Here is a 24,754-nt window from a genome sequence, read left to right on the forward strand (position 1 = left end):
GATCCCTAGTTTGGCGCGCCAAGCCGTGCTTTCAGCTCCAAAAGATCCGCCCAGGCGGCGCGTTTCTGATCCGGCTGGCGCAGCAGGTAGGCCGGATGGAACATCGGCAGGACGGGTTTACCCCAGGCCTCGGCCCAGGTGCCACGCAGCCGGGTGATGCCGCGTTTGCCCAGCACCGCCTGACAGCTGATATTGCCCATCAGCACCAGGATCTCCGGCTGGGCCAGTTCCACATGGCGCTCCAGAAAGGGCAGCATCATATCGATTTCCTCAGGGCTGGGATCGCGGTTTTGCTGTGGCCGCCAGGGCAACACATTGGTGATATAGACGTTTTTATCTCGTCCCAGATCAATGGCCTGCAGCATCCGGTCCAGCAACTGCCCCGCCGCGCCCACAAAGGGCTTCCCTTGCTGATCCTCATCGCGCCCTGGGGCCTCGCCGATCACCATCACCCGCGCCCCCGGTTGGCCATCAGCAAAGACCAGATTGCGCGCGCCCATTTTCAGATCGCAATGGCGGTACTCAGCCATGGCCGCCCTCAGCGAGGGCAGCTCGGCGGCGGCGGCAGCGGCTTTGCGCGCCTCGGCCACGGGATCCACCGGTTTTGGCTTGGGGGCAACCGGCGGCGGCATGCCCGGTTTTTGCCCTGGCTGTTGTCCGGCTTGCTGTCCCTGACGGCCCTTGGGCGCAGGCGCTGCAAGTTCATAGCGGTTGACCGGCTCTTCACACAGGGCCTCGGTGGCGCCAAGCTCCACCTGCCACTCCAACAGCGCTTTAGCGCTCCAATAATCAATTGCCGATTCCATGGCCTAAGCTACCCTGCCGCGCGGCCAAGCGAAACACCCCTCATGCAGGCCCTTTTGACGCTCCTTGCATGCCTTGCCCGTCAGGACCAAGCTGCCTATAAGATGCGCCAAACAGAGCGGAGCTGCCCCATGTCTTTCGACCACCGTCACCTGCTTGGCATCGAGACCCTAAAGCCGCATGAGATCACGGCGCTTCTGGATCTCGCCGACAGCTATGTCGACCTGAACCGCCGCCCCGAAAAACATGCAGAGACGCTGGCGGGGCTCACCCAGATCAACATGTTCTTTGAAAACTCCACCCGCACCCAGGCCAGTTTTGAGATCGCCGGAAAGCGACTGGGTGCTGATGTGATGAATATGGCGATGCAGGCCTCCTCGATCAAAAAGGGCGAAACCCTGATTGATACCGCTATGACCCTGAACGCCATGCACCCGGATCTGCTGGTGGTGCGTCATCCCCATTCCGGCGCCGTTGATCTCTTGGCACAAAAGGTCAACTGTGCGGTGCTGAATGCCGGCGATGGCAAGCACGAGCACCCAACCCAGGCCCTGCTGGACGCGCTGACGATACGCCGCGCCAAGGGCCGGTTGCACCGGCTGAACATCGCCATCTGCGGCGATGTCGCCCATAGCCGCGTGGCACGCTCGAACCTGATCCTGCTGGGTAAGATGGAAAACCGCATTCGCCTGATCGGTCCACCAACGCTGGTGCCCGGCCAGTTCGCCGAATTTGGTGCCGAGATTTATGACGACATGCACGAAGGCCTCAAGGACGTCGATGTGGTGATGATGCTGCGCCTGCAAAAGGAGCGGATGGACGGCGGCTTTATCCCCTCCGAGCGGGAGTACTATCACCGCTACGGGCTGGACGCAGACAAGCTTGCGCTTGCGAAACCCGATGCCATTGTCATGCACCCCGGCCCGATGAACCGCGGCGTTGAAATTGACGGCACCCTTGCCGATGACATCAACCGCTCGGTCATTCAGGAGCAGGTGGAAATGGGCGTTGCCGTGCGCATGGCAGCGATGGACCTGCTGGCACAGAACCTGCGTAAACGCCGCCTGGCAGAGGCCAGCTGATCGCATGACAGGCGTCATCGAAATTCCCGCAGGCGAGCGCGGCGTGATCCGGGTCTTTGATCTGGACATGCGGCCTGAGCAGACGCAGTTCCTACGGGAACCCGGCGCGCTGGCGCAGGTGCTGGGCATTGACGAGATCAATCTCGATCATGTTGAGATCTTTCCGGTCTCCGATCTCGAAGAGCTGGGGCTGGCGGGCTATCTGACCCAGGGCTGCGGCATTGCGCAAGAGGAGATTGCCCCCGACCTCGCAGCCTTGAAGAAGCTAAGCGGCCATGTGCTGCTGCTGCGCTCACGTGCCTTCAACGGTGCTGCCACCCGGCTGACACCGGCCAGCCAGATCCGTCCTATCGCCAGCTTTGGAGAAACGCCGATCACCTGGAGCGCCCAGCCACAACCAACGCCGGAAAGCAGCAGGCTCTACACTGGGCCCAAACTGTCGCCCCGCGCGGCCCGCCACGCGGCGCGGCGCATTGGGGCTGCGCTGTTTGCCGTGGTGATGAGCGCGATTGTTGTCACCCTTTTTGTATTGGTGTTCTGAGATGGATGTGATCGAGTTCAACCCCAACCGAAACGCCTATATCACCGCCCATGCCTGGATGGCCGCGATTGCCATGGTGGCCGGCATGGTTATTCTTTGGGCCATGGGCAACCCGCATGTCTGGACTGGTGCCATCGGCGGGCTGGCGGCGATTGTTTTGCGCGGCTGGTACATGATGAGCGAAGAGCTGGCGGTGGTCTGGCGCATTGAGGATGGTGTGCTGACCGGCCCAGCAGAGCGCCGGGTGTCGCTGAACCAGATTGAGGCGGTCAAGACCATGGGATCCTACGTTCAGGTGATCACCAAAGGCGGCGACAAGCACCTTATCAAATATCAGGCCAGCCCGAGCTTTACCGCCAGCACCATTGAAGGGGCGCGATGATGCAAGTCTTTTGGACAAGCCTCTCTCATATTTCCAAATTATTGTGCAAAGGGTTTTACTGTGAATACTAAGAATGGTTGGGAAGATATTTTGGATGCCGATGAGACGGTGCTATGGCAGGGACGTCCGGATGGAGGTATTTCTATGCGCCCCTTTCAAATCTTTGAAGCTATCTTTGGTTTGTTTTTTGCCGGTTTTGCCCTGTTTTGGATGACCATGGCTGCAAAGGGTGGTGGTAGCTTTTGGATGTTTGGTCTGGTGCATTTTTCTGCCGGTCTCGGCGTCATTTTTCATGCGATATTCTGGTCAGCCTATGTCCGCAAACACAGCAACTACAGCCTGACTGATCGACGTGCCTTTATTGCCAGTAAGCTGCCCTTGGTTGGAAAACGCCTCCAATCCTATCCGATCTCCAAAGAAACGCCACTGGAACTCGTCGACGGCGCGCTTTCCAGCCTGTATTTTGCCTCCAAATCCCGACGCGGCAAAAACGGCAACACCTACACAACCCCTGTTGGGTTTGAACGTATCAGGGATGGCCGCGAGGTCTACCGACTGATGCGCGACATTCAATCCCGCTCCAGCCAAGATTGAGTAGCATCATGACCCTTCTCTTTATCAATGCCCGCCTGATCGACCCCGAAGCTGGCACCGATAGCCTGGGGGTCCTGCTGGTTCAGGACGGCAAGATTGCCGAGATCCTGCCCGCGGGGACGGAGCCTGGGCAACTGTTTCGTGCGCGAAACATTGATGCAGAGGCGGTCGAGGTCGTGGACTGTGAGGGCAAATGTCTGGCGCCGGGCATCGTCGATATCGGCGTCAAGGTCTGCGAGCCGGGCGAGCGCCACAAGGAAAGCTATAAGACCGCGGGTCTGGCAGCAGCCGCCGGGGGCGTGACCACCATCGTCACCCGTCCAGATACCACGCCCGCCATCGACAGCCCGGAAACCCTGGAGTTTGTCACCCGCCGCGCCCAGGCCGATGCGCCGGTGCATGTGCGGCCCATGGCGGCGCTGACCAAGGGGCGCGAAGGGCGCGAGATGACCGAGATCGGTTTCCTGATGGATGCCGGTGCGGTGGCCTTTTCTGACTGTGACCATGTGGTCAGCAACACCAAGGTGTTTTCCCGGGCGCTGACCTATGCGCGCTCTTGCGGCGCGCTGGTGATCGCCCACCCGCAGGAGCCACTGCTGAGCGCTGGCGCCGCAGCCACCTCAGGCAAATTCGCCGCTCTGCGGGGCCTGCCAGCGGTCTCACCCATGGCGGAGCGCATGGGGTTGGATCGTGATATTGCCCTGCTAGAAATGACCGGGGCTAAGTATCACGCCGATCAGATCACCACCGCCCGCGCCCTGCCCGCGCTGGAGCGGGCCAAGGCCAACGGACTGGATATCACCGCCGGCACCTCAATCCATCACCTGACCCTGAACGAGCTGGATGTGGCCGACTACCGCACCTTCTTTAAGGTGAAGCCACCGCTGCGCTCAGAAGAGGATCGCCTGGCCGTGGCCGAAGCGGTGCGCACCGGGCTGATCGACACGATTTCATCAATGCACACACCGCAGGATGAAGAAAGCAAACGCCTGCCATTCGAGGAAGCTGCCGCCGGTGCCGTGGCACTGGAAACCCTACTGCCGGCGGCGATGCGGCTCTATCACGGCGAGCTTATGGATTTGCCGACGCTGTTCCGGGCCATGGCGCTGAACCCGGCGAAACGGTTGGGGCTCTCTTCTGGTCGGTTGAGCCCCGGCGCGCCTGCGGATCTGGTACTGTTTGACCCGGATATGCCCTTTGTGATGGATCGCTTCCAGCTGAAGTCTAAATCGCAAAATACCCCCTATGACGGACAGCGTATGCAGGGCAGAGTGCTGGCAACCTATGTCACCGGTACGCCGGTATACCGGAGAGACTGATGCCCCTGATTGAAAGCGCCGCCGCCATCCTGCTGCTTTGGGCCGTGATTGGCTATATGTTGGGTTCGATCCCCTTTGGGCTGGTGCTGACCCGCGCCCTGGGGCTGGGTAACCTGCGCGAAATAGGCTCGGGCAATATCGGCACCACCAATGTGCTGCGCACCGGCAGCAAAGCCGCCGCGGCAGCGACGCTGATCTTGGATGGCGGCAAAGGCGCGGCGGCGGTGCTATTGGCGCGTTCTCTGGCCGGCGAAGACGCCGCGCAGCTGGCTGGACTCGCTGCTTTCCTGGGCCACTGCTTCCCCATCTGGCTGAAGTTCAAGGGCGGCAAGGGCGTTGCCACTTTCCTTGGGTTGATGCTGGCGCTGGCTTGGCCAGTTGGCATTGCCTGCTGCCTGACATGGGTGGCCACCGCCGCCGTCAGCCGGATCTCATCGCTGAGCGCGCTGGTTGCCGCGCTGGCCGCGCCGCTCTGGGCCTATCTGCTGGGCTATCCTGCCGTGATCCTGCTCGCCGTCCTGCTGGCTGCGATTGTGTTTTGGCGACACGCGGCCAATATCAGCCGTCTCCTCGCAGGTCGCGAACCACGTATCGGGCAAAAATAGCCTCCGCCGCCAGCGAGGTTGGGGAGGGACCTGCACTGGAGCCAGGTCAGGGAATGAGCCGCTCCAACCCGCGGCCATTGGCCCAGGTCCCGTGCAGCTCTCCGCTGGGCATACGCACATAGACAACCGGATATTGATCCCCCCAATGCACCCAGATCACATCGCCATTGCGGGTGCCGCTGCCGGAATAGCTTTGGCTTCCGACTTGCCAGTTAAATAGCAGCACCCCCTTGCTGTCGCGGATCTGTACTGTACCGCTGTAGCTGCTGCCATCAGGGTTGCGCCCTTCGGCCCGGTAGACTCCGCCAACACTTTGCGCCGCTGCGCCGCCTGCTGACCAGAGCAAAGAGGCGAACAAGGTGCTGATCAAGGCCCGCCGGGACAGAAAATTCTTCATGGGTAATTCCTCCATTTCAATGCCCCCACTGTGCTGCGCCCAGCCTAAAATGTCAGTAAAATAAGGACCTCCTCACATTGTGATGGCTGAAGTCTGCGCATAGGCGCACAGTCCTTCTGAGCATTTGCGCAATCAAAAACAGTTTGATTGAACGTGATCGACCGCCTCTCCACATGGGTTCCATGACAGCCAGACAGGCCATCATACATATCGCAAATGTGCCGGTCAGCCCGCTAAAGCAGCCCATGACCGGACAGGAAAAGGAACGATCCGATGAACACATTTAAATCCCTGCTGAGCGGCGTGGCACTTTCGGTTGCATTGGCAACCTCGGCAATGGCCGCAGGCGTTGAGCTCAACGCATCCTCCACCGGTCTTGCCATGCAGGGCTACGACCCCGTCGCCTATTTCACCGACGGTGCCCCCGCCAAGGGCAGCTATAAAATCACAACTGTTTTTAATGACGCGACCTACCGCTTTGCTTCCGAAGAGCACAAAGCGCAGTTTGAGGCCAACCCCGAAGCATATCTGCCCGCCTACGGCGGCTACTGCGCCTTTGGCACCGCCATGGGCTTCAAATTCGACGGCGACCCAGAATACTGGAAGATCGTTGACAACAAGCTCTATCTGAACCTGTCCAAGGACATCCAGACCCGCTGGGAAGGCAACATCCCTGGCTTTGTTCAGGACGCCAACGGCCACTGGGAAAACATCGCAGATGTAGAGCCCGCAGCGCTGCAGCAGTAAGCAAAGCAACCTCAGAATTTACCTGAGCTGCTAAAACGATGAAACCGGCGGAGCCAACAGGCTTCGCCGGTTTTTTTGTTGGTCCCGGTCAGCGTTTGGCGAGTTCCTCGATCGCCTCAGCAGTGCGTTTGGTGTTGTGATAAACGCCTAGAAACAGATACATCATCCCGCCCATCAATACAGCATAGGTTGTGCCAGCCAGCAGGGTGAACACAGCAGGAATCACTCCCCCGTTCGGCGACAGGAAGGCTGCCACAGTACCAACCAATACGCCCAACCATAGTAACAGCACAAAGCCGCCAACAAATTTCTCAAACAAACCAATAAAAAGATCGCGCATTTCAAAACCTCTGATTGTAGAGCCCATTTACTCTGCAGTCGTGGCTCCCTGCAATCAAGGATAATCGCTTGACGCGACTCGGGTCTTCATTTATTTCTGTCTTTACAGAACTTGCAGGATATTCAGATGAGACTGACCCCCGCCATGCAGAACTTCATCCTCCACTGGGGCGAAATGGGCTCCAAATGGGGGGTCAACCGTTCAGTGGCGCAGATCCACGCGCTGCTGCATATCTCCACTGATCCGATGACAGCAGATGAGATCTGCGAGACCCTGAACCTGGCCCGCTCCAATGTCTCTAACGGGTTGAAAGAGCTGCAATCCCAGGGGCTGGTCAAAGCCTCAAGACAGCTCGGCGACCGGCGCGATCACTTCACCTCGATCCGCGATATGTTCGATCTGGTGGATGCGGTGATCAAGACCCGGCGCGAGCGGGAGTTTGCCCCCACCCTGCGTGCCTTGGATGAGGTGATGAAAGAGGCCGAAGGCGATGACACTCCCAAACGCACCAAGGACCGTATGGGCGAGACCCTGCGGGTGATGCGGATGTTTGATGAGTGGTATGTTGATTTCTCTCGCCTGCCCCGCTCGGTACATCTGGCGGTGCTGAAGCTGGGCGCCAAAGTCGCCCGCTTTCTGCCGGGCAAACCAGCCGACTAAACAAGAGACATCTCGTGGGAGCCACTGCTGGGGCTCTCACAAGTAATAGAAAAAATTTTGTGAGGTAATTTCTCAAATGACAGAAATAACTGCAAACTCAAGAAGTCTTCTATTTCCCTCCCCACCGACAAAACGCCACCTGGTTGATCCCGTTGCCTTTGGACTTGCCATGGTTGGCAGCCCGCTGCTCGTTGGTGTGATCGGTGCGCCCCTGCTGCTTATCCCCTCTTTTGCCGCAGTATTTGGCGGCCCGATTTATCTCGCCGTCGGTATCCCCGTCATGTTGCACTACCTGTCCCATCACAGGCTCTCGCCGGGCGGCTGGGCTTTGCTTGCGCTAACGACCCACCTCGCCCTTTTTACGCCAATCTTCCTGCTCGCGTGGCTCGCAGATGGGAACCACGATGGGACCAGCCTGTTTCTATGTTTTGGCAGCGTTTTTGCGCCGTTGTGGGGGGTTTTCAGCGGTGATCTCTACCGGTGGCTCGAACGCGATTTCTACAAACAATCCATCTGACTTTGAAAGGACCTCACCATGCTTTTTTACATCAGCCTCTATGTTGGCCTTGGCCTGGTCATGGTTGCCGCGATGGCGCTCATGATCCTGAAGATCGGGAAATTACTTGGGGACTGTCCCGTCTCCGGGTCGGCTCCGTCACCATTGCCACGGGCTATGCCATGGTGGGATTGGGCGGTGTCGTCCTGATCGGTGCCGTTATCCCTATGCTGGAAGGCGGTCTTCTTTCCCTGCTGCCAGCACTCGGCCTGGTGGCGATCTGCCTAGGTCTAGGGTTTTCCCATGCTGTGGCGACTTTGCGCGCCGTTGTGCGTGAGGCGGTTCAAGGGGCGCCATCTACCCTAACCGCAGAAAAACCCAAATCTGCGCGCCCCGCAGAAATGGCGCACCCTGCCTGAAACCACTCTGGAAAGGAGTAGAACATGTGCCCGCCCCGCGTCAAAGAAGAGGCTCCACGCAATGTGAACTGGCAGGATCTCCTGCCCGTCTCACGCCGTCAACGCTGGGCGGAGCTGACCCTGCCGCTGCCCTGGCTGGCGGCCTCCTGGGCGCTTTATGCCTCACCGTTTTGGCCAGTAGGCGCCCTCGCCAGCTTCATGTTTTTTCTCTGCGCTCTGCGACTGAACCATGAGGCCATCCATGGCAATCTTGGCCTGCCCCGGCGCGCCGACATCGCTCTGTTGCACTTGCTCAGTGCGCTGATGATTGGCAGCAATTCCTCCATCGCTTGGAGCCATATGCAGCACCATCGTCACGCCATGGGGCCCAATGATTTGGAAGGACACTGTGGCCACATGAGTGCGGGGGAGGTTCTGCTCTACGGGCCGTGCTTCCCGCTGGATCTGATCCAGCATTGCTGGCAAGGGGGCGGGCGCAAATGGCGGCGGCGGATGCTCTGCGATGGTTTGGCCGTGGCAATGGCAATCGGCCTGATCCTGTACAGCCATCAGGATTTCCTGTTGCTGCATTTGGCAGCCATGGGGGCCGCACAGTGTCTCACCGCTTTCTTTGCGGTCTGGATCACCCATCAGGGCACTGCGCAAACCGGCCTCGCGGGGCGCAGCCAGCGTGGGGTTTTGGCGCGGCTCGCCTATTTGATGTTCTATCACCGCGAACACCACCTGTTTCCCAAGGTTCCGGTCAGCCGCCTGCCGGATTTGGCCGCCCGGTTGGACGATCAGGTGCCCGGCTATGCCAAAAGCCGCCAGCCCGTGGTGCCCTGGTTTGATCGCACGACCTGAGAGGGGCTGGTTCCGCGCCACCCGCGCTACGGCAATGGGCGCCGCCAGAGCATCAGCGCAAGGAAAAGGGGCACCTAAGCGGCGCCCCTTTTCCTGGTGTTAACTGGTGTCAAATCAGTAGCTGTAGTCGGCGTAGATCCGGGTCAGATCGCCCTCCCAATCCCCATGATAGCGCTCTAACAACTCATCTGCGGGTACCTTGCCACTGTCCAGGCTGTCTTTCAGCGCATTGAGGAAATGGGTTTCATCCGGCACCAACCCACCTGCCCCGGGGCGGGCCCGGTTTTTCAGGCCAGAATCCGAAATTGCCACGACTTCGCGGGCAAGATCCTGCATCTTGATGCCATTGACCTGTGCCTGCAATCCCTCGCGCGAGGCCGCAACACGCAAGCCCTCGCGGGTCTCGGCGTCCCAACCCTTGACCAGATCCCAGGCCGCATCCAGCGCCGATTGATCATAGGTCAGTCCCACCCAGAAGGCCGGCAGCGCACAAAGGCGCCGCCAGGGGCCACCATCGGCGCCGCGCATTTCCATGTATTTCTTGATCCGCGCCTCGGGGAAGGCGGTGGTCAGATGATCCGCCCAGTCCGACATGGTGGGCGTTTCGCCGGGCAGGGCTGGCAGTTTGCCCTGCAGGAAGTCGCGGAAGGACATGCCCAGCGCATTGATATACTCGCCATCCCGATAGACAAAATACATCGGCACATCGAGCGCATATTGCACATATGCTTCAAAGCCAAAGCCCTCGTCAAAGACAAAGGGCAACATCCCGGTGCGGCTGTCATCCAGATGCCGCCAGATCTTGCTGCGCCAGCTTTTATGACCGTTGGGCTTACCCTCAAAGAAGGGAGAGTTGGCAAAGAGCGCCGTCGCCACCGGCTGCAGCGCCAGCGCCACGCGCAGCTTTTGCACCATGTCAGCCTCGGAGCCAAAGTCGATATTGACCTGCACTGTGGTGGTCCGGCGCATCATGTCGCGGCCCATGGTGCCAACCTTGGTCATGTAGTCGTTCATCAGGCGGTAACGCCCCTTGGGCATCAGCGGCATCTCGTCGTGGGACCAGATGGGGGCCGCGCCCAGACCGATAAAACCAACGCCAATCTTGTCAGAGATATCCTTAACCTCGCGCAGGTGATTGTTCACCTCGTCGCAGGTCTCGTGAATGGTCTCCAAAGGCGCCCCAGAGAGTTCCAGCGCACCGCCTGGCTCCAGGCTGACATTGGCACCGTCTTTTTCAAGGCCGATCAGATTGCCGCCTTCGGTGACCGGCGACCAGCCATAGGTATCACGAAGCCCCTGCAGCACTGCCACGATAGAGCGCTCGCCCTCAAAGGGCAGCGGCTTTAGCGTATCCTTGCAATAGCCGAACTTTTCGTGCTCGGTGCCGATGCGCCAGGCATCGCGTGGCTTGCAGCCACTGGCCAGATACTCAGCCAGATCTTCGTGGCGCTCAATGGGTCCGCCGCCGGACTGGGGAATGGACATGCCGGGCACTCCGTCCTGTAGGGTTGTCTTGAGGGGTCAGTGGTGAGCGGAATCGTTCCCAGTGTCAATGCAACCTGTGCAGCGGAGGGCGACTTGGACTGCGTTCCCAAATCACGACCTGGTGAGGTCCCTGGCGTCGTAGCTCGCTCAGCATCCGCTCGGTCTTGAGCCCTGGCAGGGCGGCAAAGACATCAAACAGCGCCTCGTTCCCGGCCGCATTGACCGGAATGGCCAGGGCAGGCTGACCGTCCTGCTCCAGAACCCAGTGCGGCGGCTTGGCAGTGTGATCCAGCCGCAGGCATTGCAACTCAGACGCCGCCACCGCGCCGCCGGTGAGCGGGCCAAAATAGGCGATCTGCCCCTCATCCACCTGCACCACGCCGGGACCACCCGCTCCGAGGCGAAAACGCAGTCGCTGGGCGCCAATCACGGCGATGACCAGCCCCACCACCACCAGAGCCCAGCCGGTGGCCGCCGTCACGCCAAAAGAGGTAAAAGCCCATTTCAGCCCCACCAGCAGCATGAGCGCCGCAACAATCAGCTCGCGCCAACGCCAGATGGCAACACGGGCCTCTGGACGAATGAAGCTCATGATCTTTCTCCCAGTTCGCTCTTTCCCAGTTTGGCCCCTCCCATTGTTAAGGGCGGGCCAAAATTCAAGGTCGAGCCTTTGTCACGCCCTCATAGGGTGCTTGGATCGGCTCAAACTCCATGTCGGAACAGTCAAGCAACAGTTCAAGGCCCTTGGCCGTTTTACGATAGAGTTTCGCTCCGTCGCAGTGATAGCATTCCAAAAGATCCGGTATTTTGCCGCGTTTGACTTGAACAGAGGCGCGCTGGGAAACTCCGTCTTCATAGGAAATACCCGCTGCTCTATTGTTCATGCTATGCCACCAGTTTTTACGAGCACTGTTCACGCTCAGACCACAGCTCAGTCTGCTGTGCCGCTCTTCATTGATTGTGTGCTTAAATGTTACCGTTCCTTTATCGAGGAAGTACCCGCCAACGGAAGCGATAGTTAGGTCACCGTGAAACTCAAGCGCTGTGAAGTAAGGAACGCGGCTTAGGGCAGTATAGTGAAAAGAAGACCCCCTGAGCTCTGCCCCATAGACAAAAAACTCGCCGTCTGGTGAAAGACCGCAGCTTGTCTCGTATACCCCCGTCTTTAGCCACTGCCCTGGTTCAAAATGATCCCCTATCGTGCGCCAGGAAATCAACCGGTAAAGGCTGGAGTTGGCCCGATACAGGATTACGGCCCTGTCGTTCTCAGCCGGAAAGAACAGGTGTAATTCCCGGCGCGGAGCCTGCATTACCAATCGCCAAGCGTTTGTTGCCACAGGGTCATGGCGGCCACGGCGGCGGTATCCGCCCGCAGGATACGCGGGCCCAGGCTGACCACATGGGCCTGCGCCATGGCGTGCAGGCGTTTGCGCTCCTTGTCGGAAAAACCGCCTTCAGGGCCGATGAGGATTGCCCAAGGCTGCAATGATAGCTTGCCGAACGGTTCGCTTGCGGACCGGTCAGCGCCCGTCCCGCCCCCCAGGGCGGGCGCTTCACGCCCCCCCTCGGGACCGGCGCTTCCCCGTGCGACTTCCAGAAAACGCCGCTGGCCAACCTCAGCCTCGTCGCAAAACATCAGCTGACGCTCGTCGGGCCAGTGATCCAAGAGCTGCGAGAGTTTTTGCAAATCACAGACCTCGGGCACATAGGTGCCGCCGCATTGCTCAGCCGCCTCGACCGCATGGGCCTGCAACCGGTCCTGCCGGATGCGTTCGGAATTGGTATAGTCCGTGCCCACGGGCAGAATGCGGGCGGCGCCCATCTCAGCGGCTTTTTCCACGATGAAATCGGTGCGGGCCTTTTTGATCGGCGCAAAGATCAGCCAAAGATCCGGCGGCATCTGCAAGGTCTTGCTTTGCGCGACACAGGTCAGGGTGCCGCCGCGCTTGCCTGCCTCGGTCACTTCGGCCTGCCACTCGCCATCAAAGCCATTGAATAGCGCCACGGCGCCGCCCAGACGCTGCCGCATCACCCCAAAGAGGTAATGCGCCTGCTCCTTCTCCAGAGGAATGGATTGCCCTGCACCCAAAGGGTGCTCTACATACAGTCTGATTTTTGCACTCATGAGGCCTTACATATGCAAGGTGATGCGCCAAAACCAGATGGACAGGTCGCAGATGCGGTCAAAGACAACTGGGTTGATCAATATGCACCAGAATGGAGCCGCCCCTATCTGCGCCTCAGCCGGGCGGACCGTCCCATTGGCACCTGGCTGCTGTTGATCCCCTGTTGGTGGGGGCTGGCGCTGGCGATACTTTGGGATGGAAGTCCACGCTGGGAAGACGCCTGGATCGCCATTGCCTGCGCCCTGGGCGCCTGGCTGATGCGCGGCGCGGGCTGTACCTGGAACGACATTACCGACCGCAACTTTGACGGCGCGGTTGAGCGCACCCGCTCACGCCCCATTCCATCAGGACAGGTTACAGTCAAAGGCGCGGTGATCTGGATGGTGCTGCAGGCGCTGATTTCCTTTGGCATCCTGCTGACCTTTAACCCCATGGCGATCTCGATGGGGATTCTGGCGCTGTTTCCGGTGGCGATCTACCCCTTTGCCAAACGATTTACCTGGTGGCCGCAGGTGTTTCTGGGGCTGGCCTTCAACTGGGGGGCGCTCTGGGCCTGGACCGCCCATAGTGGGGCGCTGCATTGGCCTGCGGTGGCGCTGTATTTTGCAGGCATCAGCTGGACACTGTTTTATGATACCATCTATGCCCATCAGGACACCGAAGATGACGCCCTGATCGGGGTGAAATCCACCGCCCGCCTGTTTGGAAGCAATACCCCCACCTGGCTACGTCGCTTTATTGTCGGCACCGTCAGCCTGATGGCTTTTGCCATTATTCTGGCGCTGGATCTGGAGGACAACTACTGGGCCTTGGGACTTGCCCTGCTCGGCCCCTGGGCCATGGGTTGGCATATGACCTGGCAATTGCGGATCTTTGATGCTGAGAACAATCAGCGTCTGCTGCAGCTATTCCGGCTAAACCGAGATACCGGCTTGATTCCGCTTATTTTCTTCATCTTGGCTTGCTTCCTTTGATTGAAACGCCCGGCGCGGACCTATACACAAGACGCAGTTTTTCAAAGGAATAGCCGTTTTATGCGCCTGTCTTCGCTTTTGATCCCCACCCTGACCTTTGCGGCGGCTGCTGGCGTCAGCCTGGTTGCGGCCAGTTTTGCTGTGACGGTGATGGAGCAAAACAGCGAAACCGCCCTGCGCCGCGCCCTGGACGAAGGCGGTATGGGCTGGGCCGAAGTCACCGCTGATGGGCTGCGGGTAACCATGCAGGGCACCGCCCCAGATGAAGCGACCCGTTTTGCCGCCCTATCCTTGGCAGGAGGCGTGGTCGATGCCACACGGGTGATCGACGAGATGTCTGTTCCACCGTCCAAGGGCATCGCCCCGCCCCGGTTTTCCGCAGAAATTCTGCGCAATCACAGCGGCATCTCCATCATCGGCCTAATCCCGGCCAGTTCCCCGCGGGCCGATCTTGTAAACCAGTTGAACAGCTTGGGCGAAGCCGGACCCGTCGCGGATCTATTGGAAACTGCGCGTTACCCAGAGCCACAGGGCTGGTCGAGCGCTCTGCGCTATGCCATCGCCGCGCTGGAGCTGCTGCCACGTGCCAAGATTTCGGTGGATGCTGAGACCATCAAGATCACCTCGATGGCAGATTCTTCCGCTGCAAAAGACCAGTTGCAGGCCCAGTTGACCCGCATGGCGCCGCCTGAACTTCATCTTGTCCTCGATATCACCGCTGCACGCCCGGTGATCAGCCCCTTTACGCTCAGGTTTTTGATCGGCGAGGGCGGGGCGCGTTTTGACGCCTGTTCTGCTGAAAGTGCAGAAAGCCGCGCAGCGATTCTTAGTGCCGCACGCGCCGCCGGGCTGGAAGGCGACGTGGATTGTGTCATTGGCATGGGGGTTCCTTCGCCCAATTGGTCCCGCGCCAGCGCCCTGAGCATTGCCAGCCTCGCGAGCCTGGGACAGGGGACGATCACCATCGCCAATGCCGATATCACATTGGTTGCCGCTGAAGGGACCGCGCCTGATCTGTTTGACAAGGTTGTGGGTGAGCTGGAGAATGCCCTCCCAGAGGTTTTTGCCCTGCATGCGGTGCTGCCCATGCCCACAAACGACAGCGCGGCGGGCCCACCCGAATTCACCGCGACCCTTAGCCCCGAAGGTCAGGTACAGCTGCGGGGGCGGATTAATGATGCCATGTCACGCGATATCGCCAGCAGCTATGCCAAAGCACGGTTTGGGGCTGATCAAGTGCATACCGCCACCCGCGTGGTGACAGATCTGCCTGCCGATTGGCCCGTACGTGTCCTGGCCGGTCTGGAAGCCCTGTCTCATCTGGAGCGTGGCTCGGTTACTGTCACCCCGGACAACCTGCAACTGCGCGGCATGAGTCATCAGGAAGACACCCTGGCCAAGGTCACCGGTTTTCTCGCCTCCAAGCTAGGGGAAGCCGAAAGCTATGAGCTGGCGCTCACCTATGAAGAGCCCCCAGCCCCCAAGGATCAGCCGCTGAGTACAGAACTTTGTGCCGCGCAATTGGCAGGGGCGCAGGCAAGCTCTGGTAAGATTAGTTTTGAACCCGGTTCTGCCACAGTGGCAGGCGGCAGCAGCGTGGTGCTGGATCACATCGCCAGTATTTTGGAAAAATGCGGCCCAATCCGGTTGGAAATTCAAGGTCATACCGACAGTCAGGGGCGGGAGGGCATGAACCAAGCTCTTAGCCAGTCTCGCGCGCAGTCAATCCTGAACGAGCTGCGGGCCCGCCGCATCCGCACCTCAGCCTTTATCGCCATAGGCTATGGTGAAAGCCAGCCGATTGCCTCCAACGACAGCGAAGAAGGCCGCGAGGCCAATCGACGGATCGAATTCCGCTTGATCCTGCCCGAAACCACCTCCGAGGACGCGACCACCCTCGAAGAAGCCGCCCAAACAACGCAGGACGCTGCCGCTGAGGACAGCGCCCCATCCAGCAACGCACAGGAGACCACCGGACAATGAACAGAGCAGAGTTCATCCTCACCACCGCCATCATCCTGTTTGCCGCCTTTGCCATGGGCTGGTTCGCCAATTGGCTGGTGCATCGCTTTACCCGGGTACGCCAAAGCGACGTGGCTGACCTGGACCGGATGAGCCAGGAACTGCATGAGGCCGAAGAGACCCGCGATCAGGCCATCACCTACCTGCAGCAACGTGAGGCCGAGTTGAGCAATCAGCTCACCCAGACCGAAGCAGAACTCAGCGCCGCCATGGACGGGCTGCGCGATGCACGCCGCGAAGCAGAAGAGCTCCGCAGCTACCTGCAGCAGGACTGAACCTGCTGCTTGCTGGCCGTTTTGTCGACCCGAACCAAGTCCGAAACAGGCCCCCTAAAGAGGTGGGGCTCCCGCGCCCTCAGGATGGCAAAGCCATCCTGAAAGGCCTTGGGCCTGGCACCGCGCTGCGCGCGCTGCTGTAGCGCGTCACACCCCTTTCCCGCTTACGGGCAAGCCTGGGTGAGCAGAGTTTTCGCACTGAGACACTATACCTGTTGGGGTGCTCAATTCGGTCAAACCGCAGGTGCCGTGGTGACCAGTTGAAATACTGACGCCCCTCTGCGCCTTCCACAATCAGGACACCGTGGAAATACCAGCCGGAATTGTCCTTGTAGCCAGGGTCTCGGGTGTAAAAGGAAAATCCACGCAGATCCCAAAACCCATCGACGCTGCGTGAAGGCCCATGGGGGGCAATGCAATAGGGCGCTCCTGTTGCTGCCCGCTCGGCCTGAATCAACACAACGGGAACACAGAGCAGGGACCAAATTGCCAGAAGGCTCGCCAGCATCAGTCCGGAGACCGCCAGCCATTCAGCCCTTTCACCCGACGCCTCCGGCGCGAGGCTCAGCAGGCTGGCACTGACGGCTAGGGTCAAACCACAGCCCTGCACAGCCGATATGAACGCAGACCCTGATGGCGCAAAGGCGCTCCCCAGAAGAGTGAGGCAAAGCCCAATCCAAAAGGCAGCGACTGTCAAGAACAAGGCCCAAACCTGCGAGAGTGGGGATGCCATCATGGCCCTCAGGCAAACACAGATCAAGGGCACTGCAGGGGCAAGCCAAACCGCAAATGCAATCATGCTCATCACATTGAGGTTCGGCAGATGGTTCAGCGGTTGAAGAAACCCTGCGAGGATCAACAATGCAGATACAAGCAACAAAAGTTTTGGCCTGCCTGACGGGAACAAAACCGGATGCAGCAGTTTTACCGGTTTGATCCGAATATCGTTCTCCCCCAATCCCCTATCGGAACGCTGCTGCATTGTCGCAGCCATGGCGAAAGGCCAGCCAGCCTCACCATCCCGTTCATTGCACTGCTCCAAAGAGCACATTCTCCTCCGCCCCCCTTGCCCTGCAGGGTGTAGATGCAGGTGAAGCTAGAGTCACCCCGTAGGCGGCGCAATGCCCAAGGCTCAGCGCAAAGCGCTGAGCTGGGCCCAACTGTGCAGGCACATTCTGTGAATGTTGCCGTAACAGGCGGGAGCCCCCCTTTTTGTAAGAAAATGGCGGCTCAATAGCCCGCCACAAGCATTCTGGCACGGCGCTACCAGCGCTCTAAAGCGGCCTCATCATCTGCCTTGGCAGAAACCCAGTCAGACTGACCATCGCACAGGATCTCTTTTTTCCAGAATGGCGCGCGGGATTTCAGATAGTCCATCAGATATTCAGCCGCCTCAAAGGCGTGTTTGCGATGGCGGGCCGCCGTCGCCACCATCATGATCCGCTCTCCAGGAAGCAGACGCCCATAACGATGGATAACCAATGCATCCGCCAGTTCCCAGCGGGTCTTCGCCTCTGTCGCGATTGCTTCTAGTGCTGTTTGGGTCATGGCTGGGTAATGCTCGATCTCCATCGCCTCAAGCCCACCACCATCTGCGTCGCGCACCACGCCAGTGAAGGTTACAATCGCGCCAGCGCCTGAGACTCCGGCGGCGAAACCATCACTTTCAGCCCCCAGATCAAAGCCCTCTTCCTGCACCCGAACCTGCATCTTTAACCTCCGGTCATCGGTGGGAAAAACGCGACTTCACGCACGCCCTCCAGCGCCGCGTCAAAATCCGACAACTCCTGATCCAGCGCTACCCGCAGCGCCGACAGATCCGCAAAAGCTGCCGCATAGCGTTCTTCACGTGCGCTGAGTTCAACCACAAGATCCGCAACCGTCGCAGCGCTGGTCTCGACCTGCTCACGCGGCAGACCGATGCGTTCACGCACCCAGGCAAAATAGACAACATCCATCAGTTGCTCTCCTTCAGATGTGGCAGTGCCTTGCGCATATAATCCGCACCTGTAATCAAGGTCAAAGCCGCCGCAATCCACAACAGCCACAGCCCAATGCGCCCGGTCCAGAACATGCCATCCAGCTTCCAACGCAGACCATGCAAATCCTCGACCTGTCCCGATAGGATCTCGGCGACCAGCTCCTGATCCATACCGATGGAGGACATCACCAGATAGTGTTCAAAAACACCCTGCGAAAACAGGGTAGCAATCGCCACCATCTGGGCCGTGGTCTTCCATTTGGCCAGCTGTGTCACCTTTAACGTACCCGCTGTATCGCCCAGGAACTCACGCAGGCCCGAAACAAATACCTCACGGAACAGGATCACCGTGGTGGGAAGCACCAACCAGGGGGTCCAATGCTCATCCGCATAGCCCACCAGAATCATCAGCGCGACGACCACCATAGCTTTGTCCGCAATGGGATCGAGCATCGCCCCCATTTTGGTCTCTTGCCCCCAGGCCCGCGCCAGATAGCCATCAAACCAGTCGGTCACCGCCGCCCCCACAAAGAGGATCAATGCAAACCAATCCGCCAGCGGGCGGGCAAAATAGAGAAACATAACGGCGAGACCCGGTGCCGCCAGCAGGCGCACCACAGTCAGGATATTGGGCAGGGTCCATTTCATGCAGCGGACCCTACAATGCACATCCAGAACATAAAAGGCACTGGCAACATTTTCCCACTCAAAGGCAGATGACGAAAGATGGTTTGCCCAGCCTCTCTTCCGGAGACGCCCCCAATACGCGTCATAAAACCCAAATTTCCCGGCTTGGCGCGAGGAACAGCGTGTGATTCAGATCATCTTCCTGCAAGAGCCTGCGCGGCGCCTTTGTGCCTTCAAAAACAGGTAGATCCATAGTGGTATCAAGCGAAAGCTGGCTGCTGTTATCAAACCCCAGGTGCAAAGAGTGGGGCTGCACCTCAACACGCACAATCTGTGCCCCCAGAATCTGAGGACTTAAGCGATCACCCTCATCGTCAATCCAGGGTTTGGGCCTGCCATGCCCCTCATAGAACCAGTCCTCAACCAGCACACCGTCAAAACGAAGCCAGGCTGCGGCGCCGCTAAGTGCAATAACGAACCAGTCCTGCCCAAGCCGAAGCCCAAAAAAGCCTTCGCCACCCATGCCATAGGACCCAAGTTCCGTCGAAATCTCCTCAACTGGCTTTCCCGCAAGAATATCAAGAGTGAGCGGTACGGGAACCAGAGAAATCAGCTCATGCTTCGGCCCAAGGCCTGTCGCAAATTCGGGTCCCAATGGGCGCGTGATATCGGGGATCTTCAAGTCATAGCACAAGAAAGAACTGGGCTCTGCGGCAGCCAAGCTTCGTCGCGTTTCCCATTTCAGGATCTGGTCAGAAAAAGGGATTTTGCCCTCAAGGGCCCGCCTAAGAATCATGTTTCGAAATCTTTGCATGCTTTCGCCTGTCACCTGGTGAAACCCTGACATCAGTATGGCCGGGCGATCTAATAGGGATACACACCCTTTTAAGCGGTTCTGAAGCGCGGAATACACTCCAATTCACGCTTCCCTGTAGGTTTCATTTTCAATTTTGCCCATGGAAGAAATCATAGATCGTCTCGGCCAGGGCATTGGAAATGCCATCCACCGCTTTGAGATCCAGCAGATCGGCGCGGCTCACCGCCTTGGCGCTGCCGAAATGTTTCAGCAAGGCGCGTTTGCGCCCCGCACCAACGCCCGGCACCTCGTCCAACGGCGTGGCACCAACAGCCTTGGCCCGTTTGGCCCGATGAGTGCCAATGGCAAAGCGATGCGCCTCATCCCGCAGACGCTGGACAAAATACAGCACAGGATCATTGCGTTGCAGCGCAAAGGCATTCTCGCCCTGGCGGTGGAACTCTTCCTTGCCATGGTCGCGGTCAACGCCCTTGGCCACACCGACCATAGGAATATCCTCAACGCCATGTTCCGCCATGATTTCCGCCACCGCGCTCACCTGCCCGGCACCGCCATCGATCAACAGCAGATCCGGCCAAAGCCCCTTTTCGCGGACGGGATCTTCTTTCTTCAGCCGTGAAAAGCGCCGGTTCAGCACCTCTTTCATCATGCCAAAGTCATCGCCCGGCACCAGATCATCGCCCTTGATGTTGAACTTGCGATAGGCGTTTTTCACAAAACCCTCGGGGCCGGCCACGATCATGCCGCCCACCGCATTCGTTCCTTGGATATGCGAGTTATCATAGACTTCGATCCGCTGTGGCGGAGCTTTGAGGCCAAAGGCCTCGGCCAGACCTTTTAGAAGCCTGGCCTGAGTGGCACTTTCGGCCATGCGCCGGGCCAGGCTTTCGCGGGCATTGCGCACCGCGCCCGCTACCAGCTCGGTCTTTTCTCCACGAAGCGGCACCAGAATTTCCACCTTGCGCTCGGCCTTGCCGCTTAGGGCCTCTTCCATCAGGTCGGTGTTTTCGATCGCATCTGACAGGATCAACTGCTTGGGCGGTTCCTTATTGTCATAGAACTGGCCCAGGAAGGCCTCCATCACCTCCGCAGCGCTCATATCCGCTTCCACACGGGGGTAGAAATCCTGATTACCCCAGTTCTGATTGGCGCGAATAAAGAAGACCTGCACACAGGCTTGGCCGCGCTCCATATGCAGCCCGATGATATCGGCCTCGGCCACACCGCGCGGGTTGATGCCCTGCACCGATTGCACCTGTGTCAGGGCCTTGATGCGATCACGCAGGGCCGCCGCGCGTTCAAACTCCATCGCTTCTGAGGCCTTCATCATCTCTGCCGCCAACTCTTCCTGGATCTTGGTGGAGCGCCCTGCCAGAAAGCGTTCAGCATCCCGCACCGAAAGACTGTACTCCTCTTCCGAGATCTCACCGGTACAAGGCGCCGAGCAGCGTTTGATCTGAAACTGCAGGCAGGGGCGGGTGCGGCTTTCAAACATGGCGTTGGAACAGTCCCGCAGCAAAAAGGCCTTTTGCAGCTGATTGAGCGTCCGGTTCACCGCGCCAGCCCCAGCGAAGGGACCAAAATAGCTCCCCTTTTGTTTGCGCGCGCCGCGATGTTTTTTGAGCTGGGCAAAGGCATGGTCCTTGGCCACCAGAATACTGGGGAAGCTTTTGTCGTCGCGCAGCAGCACGTTGTATTTGGGCTTCAGCTGCTTGATCAGGTTCTGCTCCAGCAGCAGCGCCTCTGTCTCGGTCCGCGTTGTCAGGAACATCATCCGGGTGGTCAGTGCAATCATCCGCTCGATCCGAGGGGAATTACCGGGGCGGGTGTAATTTGACACCCGTGCCCTGAGATTGCGCGCCTTACCAACGTAGAGAACCCGGCTTTCACTATCGAGCATCCGGTACACCCCAGGTGAGGCATCCAGAGTCTTAACATAGTCCTGAATCACGCCATAGCCTGCGCGTGGCTCCTCTCGGCTAGAGGGCGAGGCGTTGCCCTGGTCCAACGGGATCTCTGAGGACGCGGCTGAGGGCTGTTCTGGTGTCTGATCAGTCATGCTCTAGTGATATGATTCTCAGCACGTCGCTGCAATGACTCACCTTTGGATTCAAGCCCTGAACAAATCCACCACCCCTGTGGATAAGCCTGAAGATATCTTTGGGCTATCCCCGGTTTTCCCTTATTTCACCCAAGTTTTTCACTCTTGATTAATTTTTAGGCACATTTTTAAGGGATTGAAATTAAATGATATTTTTTCTCGACCCTGTCAAGTTTCTGAAAACAAAGACTCTTTTGTAACAGATCTGTGACCTCACCCTTAAAGGTGCACAACTTTCCCTAAAGTCACCTTTGAGAGAACTAGTCTGGGCTCAAATTTTCCGTATCAACCCAGCCCAGATGTTCACCACTATCGACACAGAGCAACTGTCCAGTCACGGCGGTTGCAGTCAAAAAATAGCCAAGTGCTGCGGTGATATCCGCGGGGTTCACACCACGCTGTAGAATCGTAGCAGCCCTCTGTTTGGCAAAATCCTCTGTGCTTTGCCTGGCGTTGGCCAGCGTCGGTCCCGGCCCGATCGCATTGACGCGAATTCCTGGTGCCAGAGCCTGGGCTCCGGTCTGCGTTAGCGTCCACAGTGCCGATTTGGCCAAAGTGTAGCTCATGTAGTCAGGTGTCAGGTTGCGCACCCGCTGATCAATCATATTGACCACCAACCCCCAGGCCTGCGGCTCTCCCAGCGCGTCTGTTGGCAGCGCGAGTGATTGCGCCGCCATTGCCTGGGTCAACAGGAAAGGCGCCCGCAGATTACTGTCAAAAGCGCGATCCCAACTCTGTGTCGTCGCGGTGTTCAACTGATCTGGTTCAAAAATCGAGGCATTGTTTACCAGGCAGGTGATGGCGCCACCCAGTCCTGAAGCAGCGCGTGGCAGCAGATCGCGCGTGGCTTGATGCGAGAGCAGATCTGCCTGCAGGGTGATGGCCTGACGTCCCATTATGCGGATCTCGTCAGCAACTTGTTCTGCCGGGGCCGCGGACTGGTCATAATGCACAGCGACATCATAGCCTTCAGCCGCCAGTTTCAGTGCCATGGCACGGCCAAGCCGCCGCCCCGCTCCTGTTACCAATGCGCGCATCACACCCCCCCTCTCATTGCCCTGCTAACTGCCACAGAGCAGATGGTGCGATCAAAAGAGCACCAGCAGATATGCGATGTAAAGCCCTGCTAGGCCAAAGCCCCAAGGCCGGGTGATATCCTTTTTTAGGAACACAAAGGGGAAGATCAGCAAAGAGGCCGCGAGCATCACCCAGAGGTCAAAGCGCAAGAACTCGGGATCAACCGAGATCGGTCCAATAAAGGTGGCGATACCGATAATGGCCAATAGGTTGAACATGTTGGAGCCAATGACATTGCCCAGGGCCACATCGGCCTGTTTGCGCAGGGTCGCCATCACTGTTGTGGCCAGTTCAGGCAGCGAAGTGCCGATGGCAACCAAGGTCAGACCAATGACTGGCTCGCTGACGTGGTACATACGGGCGATAATCGTCGCGTTGTCCACCAAAAGATCAGCGCCCAGCGGCAGGCCGATCAAGCCAAGCACGAGGTAGATGCCGATCTTCCACAGCGCCATGGTGGGATCCGCCTCTTCGAGGCCGTCCAGGACCTCGTCTTCTTGGTCTCCACAGCAATTCTTACGATGGGCACGCGCGTCACGGAACGCATCCGCCAAAAACAGCGCCAGGGCTGTCAGCAACACCAAGCCAGACCAGATCGTGAGGGTACCACACATAGCCAGACCAATGAACAGCACCGAGGCCATCAGCATCAGGACATAGCTTTTGCGGCTGTCGCAGCCGCTGGTATGCAAAGTGGCGATGATCGCCGGAATGCCCAGCACCATCAGGATATTGGCCGTGTTAGAGCCCACCACATTGCCCAGCGCAATGCCGTCTGCATTGTCCGCAACCGCCTTAATCGCGATCAGCAGCTCAGGCGCAGAGGTGCCAAAGGCCACGATTGTGAGACTAACGATAAGCGCCGGTACGCCCAATCGCAGGGAGAGGTTCACTGCACCACGCACCAGTGCATCGCCAGCCAAAAGCAGGATTACCAAACCCAAACCACAAAGCAGCCACGGCATCATTTGCGCGGTCCTTTTATCTTACAGCCACAGGGGCTTTTGCCGATCTTGAACCGCCCACACGAGGGACAGCGCGCAGATTGCAGGCGTTTTTGTCCTGGAAAGGTGAATTTCCCGAACATAGCCAGCACTGCTATGACCACCAAAAATATGGTAACGATCTTAAAAATCACTTCAGAGGCCAAAACGCGCAAACTCGGCGCGCTCCTCAATTCCTGCCAAGGCATCCTGGGCAAGGGCGACGCCAAACCGGCTGAGGAAGGGCTTCTTTATGCTGTAGCGCCGCAGCTTAACCTTGTCGCCGAAGCGGTCTATCAGCGTTGGTTTGATATGACCAATCCCGTCGATCAAACCCAGCTCAGTAGCGCGCTTGGCAAGCCAGATCTCGCCGGTGAACAGTTTCTCACTGCTGTCGAGCTTATCACCGCGCCGATCCGTGACGTGGGTGATGAAATTGTCGTGGATATCGCCCAGCAGCACCTTGAGCCGCGCAACATCCTCTGGGTTTTCTGCCTGAAAAGGGTCAAGCATGGATTTGCTTTCCCCGGCGGTATAGACCCGACGTTCGACACCATGCCGATTGAGCAGTTCCTGCGCGCCAAATCCGGCAGAAATCACACCAATTGAGCCAACGATCGAGCTGGCGTCCGCCCAGATCTCATCCGCTGCAGCCGCTAACCAATATCCTCCCGAAGCCGCGACATCCTCAACAAAGGCCAGAACGGGTAGGTCTTTTTCTTTTGCCAGCCGCCGGATCCGCGCGCCAATGAGCGAGCTTTGCACTGGCGAGCCGCCCGGTGAGTTGATTTCCAGCGCAACGGCGTCAGGTTTGCCCTTGCTAAAAGCCGCCTCCAACACCGGAGCAAGCGTGGCATCATTCAGCGATCCACGGCTAGACATGCCGATTGCCCCCGAAAGACGTACAACGGAGACGAGTGGTGATTTTTTGACAAAGGGTAAGCGCAGCATCATTGCGCCGATGTAGATGGCCGGGGGGGGTGAAACAAGGGAAGGGCCGATACAAAATCCGTTGAAGGCAAAAACCAAAGGTCAACGTGTATATTTGCAACGCTCT

31 protein-coding genes are annotated in these 24,754 nt (G+C 58.7%); 15 read left to right on the forward strand and 16 right to left on the reverse strand.

The features are described from left to right. Positions 1-5 precede the first annotated feature (5 nt). Positions 6-806, reverse strand: coding sequence for a uracil-DNA glycosylase family protein (locus MED193_RS10445; protein WP_009809688.1), 801 nt, complete (start codon positions 804-806; stop codon positions 6-8). 129 nt (positions 807-935) lie between these two features. Here MED193_RS10445 and MED193_RS10450 point away from each other — a divergent pair, with 129 nt between their 5' ends. From MED193_RS10450 to plsY, 6 genes are read left to right on the forward strand one after another with little or no spacing between them, the layout of a single operon-like run. After that, entirely contained in the window at positions 936-1,886 is a 951-nt protein-coding gene (locus MED193_RS10450) for an aspartate carbamoyltransferase catalytic subunit (protein WP_198133863.1), read from the forward strand. Positions 1,887-1,890: 4 nt separating this feature from the next. Continuing rightward, positions 1,891-2,427, forward strand: a complete 537-nt coding sequence (locus tag MED193_RS10455; protein WP_009809690.1) for a hypothetical protein — start codon at positions 1,891-1,893, stop codon at positions 2,425-2,427. 1 nt (position 2,428) lies between these two features. Further along, entirely contained in the window at positions 2,429-2,809 is a 381-nt protein-coding gene (locus tag MED193_RS10460) for a hypothetical protein (RefSeq protein WP_009809691.1), read from the forward strand. 60 nt (positions 2,810-2,869) lie between these two features. Then, positions 2,870-3,403, forward strand: a complete 534-nt coding sequence (locus MED193_RS10465) for a hypothetical protein (RefSeq protein ID WP_009809692.1) — start codon at positions 2,870-2,872, stop codon at positions 3,401-3,403. Between the two features lie 8 nt (positions 3,404-3,411). Further along, on the forward strand, positions 3,412-4,722 hold the full coding sequence (gene pyrC, locus MED193_RS10470; protein ID WP_009809693.1) for a dihydroorotase: 1,311 nt from the start codon (positions 3,412-3,414) through the stop codon (positions 4,720-4,722). Further along, positions 4,722-5,327, forward strand: coding sequence for a glycerol-3-phosphate 1-O-acyltransferase PlsY (gene plsY / locus MED193_RS10475; RefSeq protein WP_009809694.1), 606 nt, complete (start codon positions 4,722-4,724; stop codon positions 5,325-5,327). Before pyrC ends, plsY begins: the two co-directional genes overlap by 1 nt. A 46-nt stretch (positions 5,328-5,373) precedes the next feature. On the opposite strand, the gene MED193_RS10480 is transcribed toward plsY, so the two are convergent. Further along, on the reverse strand, positions 5,374-5,724 hold the full coding sequence (locus tag MED193_RS10480) for a hypothetical protein (protein WP_009809695.1): 351 nt from the start codon (positions 5,722-5,724) through the stop codon (positions 5,374-5,376). Positions 5,725-5,997: 273 nt separating this feature from the next. Between MED193_RS10480 and MED193_RS10485 the strand changes: the two genes are divergently transcribed. After that, positions 5,998-6,471 carry a YHS domain-containing (seleno)protein gene (locus tag MED193_RS10485; RefSeq protein WP_009809696.1) on the forward strand — a complete coding sequence of 158 codons (474 nt, stop codon included), beginning with the start codon at positions 5,998-6,000 and terminating at the stop codon, positions 6,469-6,471. Positions 6,472-6,559: 88 nt separating this feature from the next. On the opposite strand, the gene MED193_RS10490 is transcribed toward MED193_RS10485, so the two are convergent. Continuing rightward, positions 6,560-6,811 (reverse strand): hypothetical protein, encoded by a 252-nt coding sequence (locus MED193_RS10490; protein ID WP_039966827.1) that lies wholly within the window; start codon positions 6,809-6,811, stop codon positions 6,560-6,562. A 126-nt stretch (positions 6,812-6,937) separates the two neighbouring features. On the opposite strand from MED193_RS10490, the gene MED193_RS10495 reads away from it, so the two are divergent. The 5 genes from MED193_RS10495 (at position 6,938) to MED193_RS10510 (ending at position 9,229) form a co-directional block, all read left to right on the forward strand. After that, a complete protein-coding gene (locus tag MED193_RS10495) occupies positions 6,938-7,471 on the forward strand; it encodes a GbsR/MarR family transcriptional regulator (RefSeq protein ID WP_009809698.1) in 534 nt (177 codons plus the stop codon). 169 nt (positions 7,472-7,640) lie between these two features. Further along, the gene (locus MED193_RS10500; protein WP_039966097.1) at positions 7,641-7,988 is read left to right on the forward strand and encodes a hypothetical protein; all 348 of its coding nucleotides are present in this window, start codon (positions 7,641-7,643) and stop codon (positions 7,986-7,988) included. Between the two features lie 18 nt (positions 7,989-8,006). Then, positions 8,007-8,177 carry a hypothetical protein gene (locus tag MED193_RS22935; RefSeq protein WP_157041333.1) on the forward strand — a complete coding sequence of 57 codons (171 nt, stop codon included), beginning with the start codon at positions 8,007-8,009 and terminating at the stop codon, positions 8,175-8,177. Further along, positions 8,150-8,386 (forward strand): hypothetical protein, encoded by a 237-nt coding sequence (locus MED193_RS10505; RefSeq protein ID WP_009809700.1) that lies wholly within the window; start codon positions 8,150-8,152, stop codon positions 8,384-8,386. The genes MED193_RS22935 and MED193_RS10505 overlap by 28 nt, the downstream gene beginning before the upstream one ends. A 24-nt stretch (positions 8,387-8,410) precedes the next feature. After that, entirely contained in the window at positions 8,411-9,229 is an 819-nt protein-coding gene (locus MED193_RS10510; protein ID WP_009809701.1) for a fatty acid desaturase, read from the forward strand. A gap of 114 nt (positions 9,230-9,343) precedes the next feature. Here MED193_RS10510 and MED193_RS10515 read toward each other — a convergent pair whose 3' ends face one another. The 4 genes from MED193_RS10515 to MED193_RS10530 form a co-directional block, all read right to left on the reverse strand. Further along, positions 9,344-10,714, reverse strand: coding sequence for a glutamate--cysteine ligase (locus MED193_RS10515; RefSeq protein WP_009809702.1), 1,371 nt, complete (start codon positions 10,712-10,714; stop codon positions 9,344-9,346). Positions 10,715-10,778: 64 nt separating this feature from the next. Continuing rightward, a complete protein-coding gene (locus tag MED193_RS10520; RefSeq protein WP_009809703.1) occupies positions 10,779-11,306 on the reverse strand; it encodes a hypothetical protein in 528 nt (175 codons plus the stop codon). Between the two features lie 64 nt (positions 11,307-11,370). Beyond that, a complete protein-coding gene (locus MED193_RS10525; protein ID WP_009809704.1) occupies positions 11,371-12,024 on the reverse strand; it encodes a hypothetical protein in 654 nt (217 codons plus the stop codon). Beyond that, the gene (locus tag MED193_RS10530; RefSeq protein WP_039966098.1) at positions 12,024-12,839 is read right to left on the reverse strand and encodes a 16S rRNA (uracil(1498)-N(3))-methyltransferase; all 816 of its coding nucleotides are present in this window, start codon (positions 12,837-12,839) and stop codon (positions 12,024-12,026) included. Before MED193_RS10530 ends, MED193_RS10525 begins: the two co-directional genes overlap by 1 nt. 12 nt (positions 12,840-12,851) lie before the next feature. Between MED193_RS10530 and ubiA the strand changes: the two genes are divergently transcribed. From ubiA to MED193_RS10545, 3 genes are read left to right on the forward strand one after another with little or no spacing between them, the layout of a single operon-like run. Continuing rightward, complete coding sequence (gene ubiA, locus MED193_RS10535) at positions 12,852-13,814, forward strand: 4-hydroxybenzoate octaprenyltransferase (RefSeq protein WP_009809706.1); 963 nt, start codon at positions 12,852-12,854, stop codon at positions 13,812-13,814. A 60-nt stretch (positions 13,815-13,874) separates the two neighbouring features. Then, entirely contained in the window at positions 13,875-15,797 is a 1,923-nt protein-coding gene (locus MED193_RS10540; RefSeq protein ID WP_009809707.1) for an OmpA family protein, read from the forward strand. Then, positions 15,794-16,111 (forward strand): hypothetical protein, encoded by a 318-nt coding sequence (locus MED193_RS10545; protein WP_009809708.1) that lies wholly within the window; start codon positions 15,794-15,796, stop codon positions 16,109-16,111. Before MED193_RS10540 ends, MED193_RS10545 begins: the two co-directional genes overlap by 4 nt. Positions 16,112-16,190: 79 nt before the next feature. On the opposite strand, the gene MED193_RS10550 is transcribed toward MED193_RS10545, so the two are convergent. The 9 genes from MED193_RS10550 to MED193_RS10595 form a co-directional block, all read right to left on the reverse strand. Beyond that, positions 16,191-17,153: a hypothetical protein gene (locus MED193_RS10550; protein WP_157041335.1), complete on the reverse strand. Its 963-nt coding sequence runs from the start codon at positions 17,151-17,153 to the stop codon at positions 16,191-16,193. A gap of 221 nt (positions 17,154-17,374) precedes the next feature. Beyond that, positions 17,375-17,821 carry a molybdenum cofactor biosynthesis protein MoaE gene (locus MED193_RS10555; protein WP_009809710.1) on the reverse strand — a complete coding sequence of 149 codons (447 nt, stop codon included), beginning with the start codon at positions 17,819-17,821 and terminating at the stop codon, positions 17,375-17,377. A 2-nt stretch (positions 17,822-17,823) separates the two neighbouring features. Further along, positions 17,824-18,069 carry a molybdopterin converting factor subunit 1 gene (gene moaD, locus MED193_RS10560; protein WP_009809711.1) on the reverse strand — a complete coding sequence of 82 codons (246 nt, stop codon included), beginning with the start codon at positions 18,067-18,069 and terminating at the stop codon, positions 17,824-17,826. Continuing rightward, complete coding sequence (gene pgsA, locus MED193_RS10565; RefSeq protein WP_009809712.1) at positions 18,069-18,740, reverse strand: CDP-diacylglycerol--glycerol-3-phosphate 3-phosphatidyltransferase; 672 nt, start codon at positions 18,738-18,740, stop codon at positions 18,069-18,071. Before pgsA ends, moaD begins: the two co-directional genes overlap by 1 nt. Before the next feature lie 121 nt (positions 18,741-18,861). Beyond that, positions 18,862-19,515 (reverse strand): hypothetical protein, encoded by a 654-nt coding sequence (locus tag MED193_RS10570; protein ID WP_039966099.1) that lies wholly within the window; start codon positions 19,513-19,515, stop codon positions 18,862-18,864. Positions 19,516-19,663: 148 nt separating this feature from the next. Further along, positions 19,664-21,595, reverse strand: coding sequence for an excinuclease ABC subunit UvrC (gene uvrC, locus MED193_RS10575; RefSeq protein WP_009809714.1), 1,932 nt, complete (start codon positions 21,593-21,595; stop codon positions 19,664-19,666). 302 nt (positions 21,596-21,897) lie between these two features. Further along, on the reverse strand, positions 21,898-22,674 hold the full coding sequence (locus MED193_RS10580) for an SDR family oxidoreductase (RefSeq protein ID WP_009809715.1): 777 nt from the start codon (positions 22,672-22,674) through the stop codon (positions 21,898-21,900). Between the two features lie 51 nt (positions 22,675-22,725). After that, positions 22,726-23,682: a calcium/sodium antiporter gene (locus MED193_RS10585; protein WP_009809716.1), complete on the reverse strand. Its 957-nt coding sequence runs from the start codon at positions 23,680-23,682 to the stop codon at positions 22,726-22,728. 171 nt (positions 23,683-23,853) lie between these two features. After that, a complete protein-coding gene (locus MED193_RS10595; RefSeq protein WP_039966832.1) occupies positions 23,854-24,651 on the reverse strand; it encodes a S49 family peptidase in 798 nt (265 codons plus the stop codon). Between the last annotated feature and the right edge of the window lie 103 nt (positions 24,652-24,754).

It is taken from the genome of Roseobacter sp. MED193 (genome assembly GCF_000152965.1).
Taxonomy (GTDB): Bacteria; Pseudomonadota; Alphaproteobacteria; order Rhodobacterales; family Rhodobacteraceae; genus Pseudophaeobacter.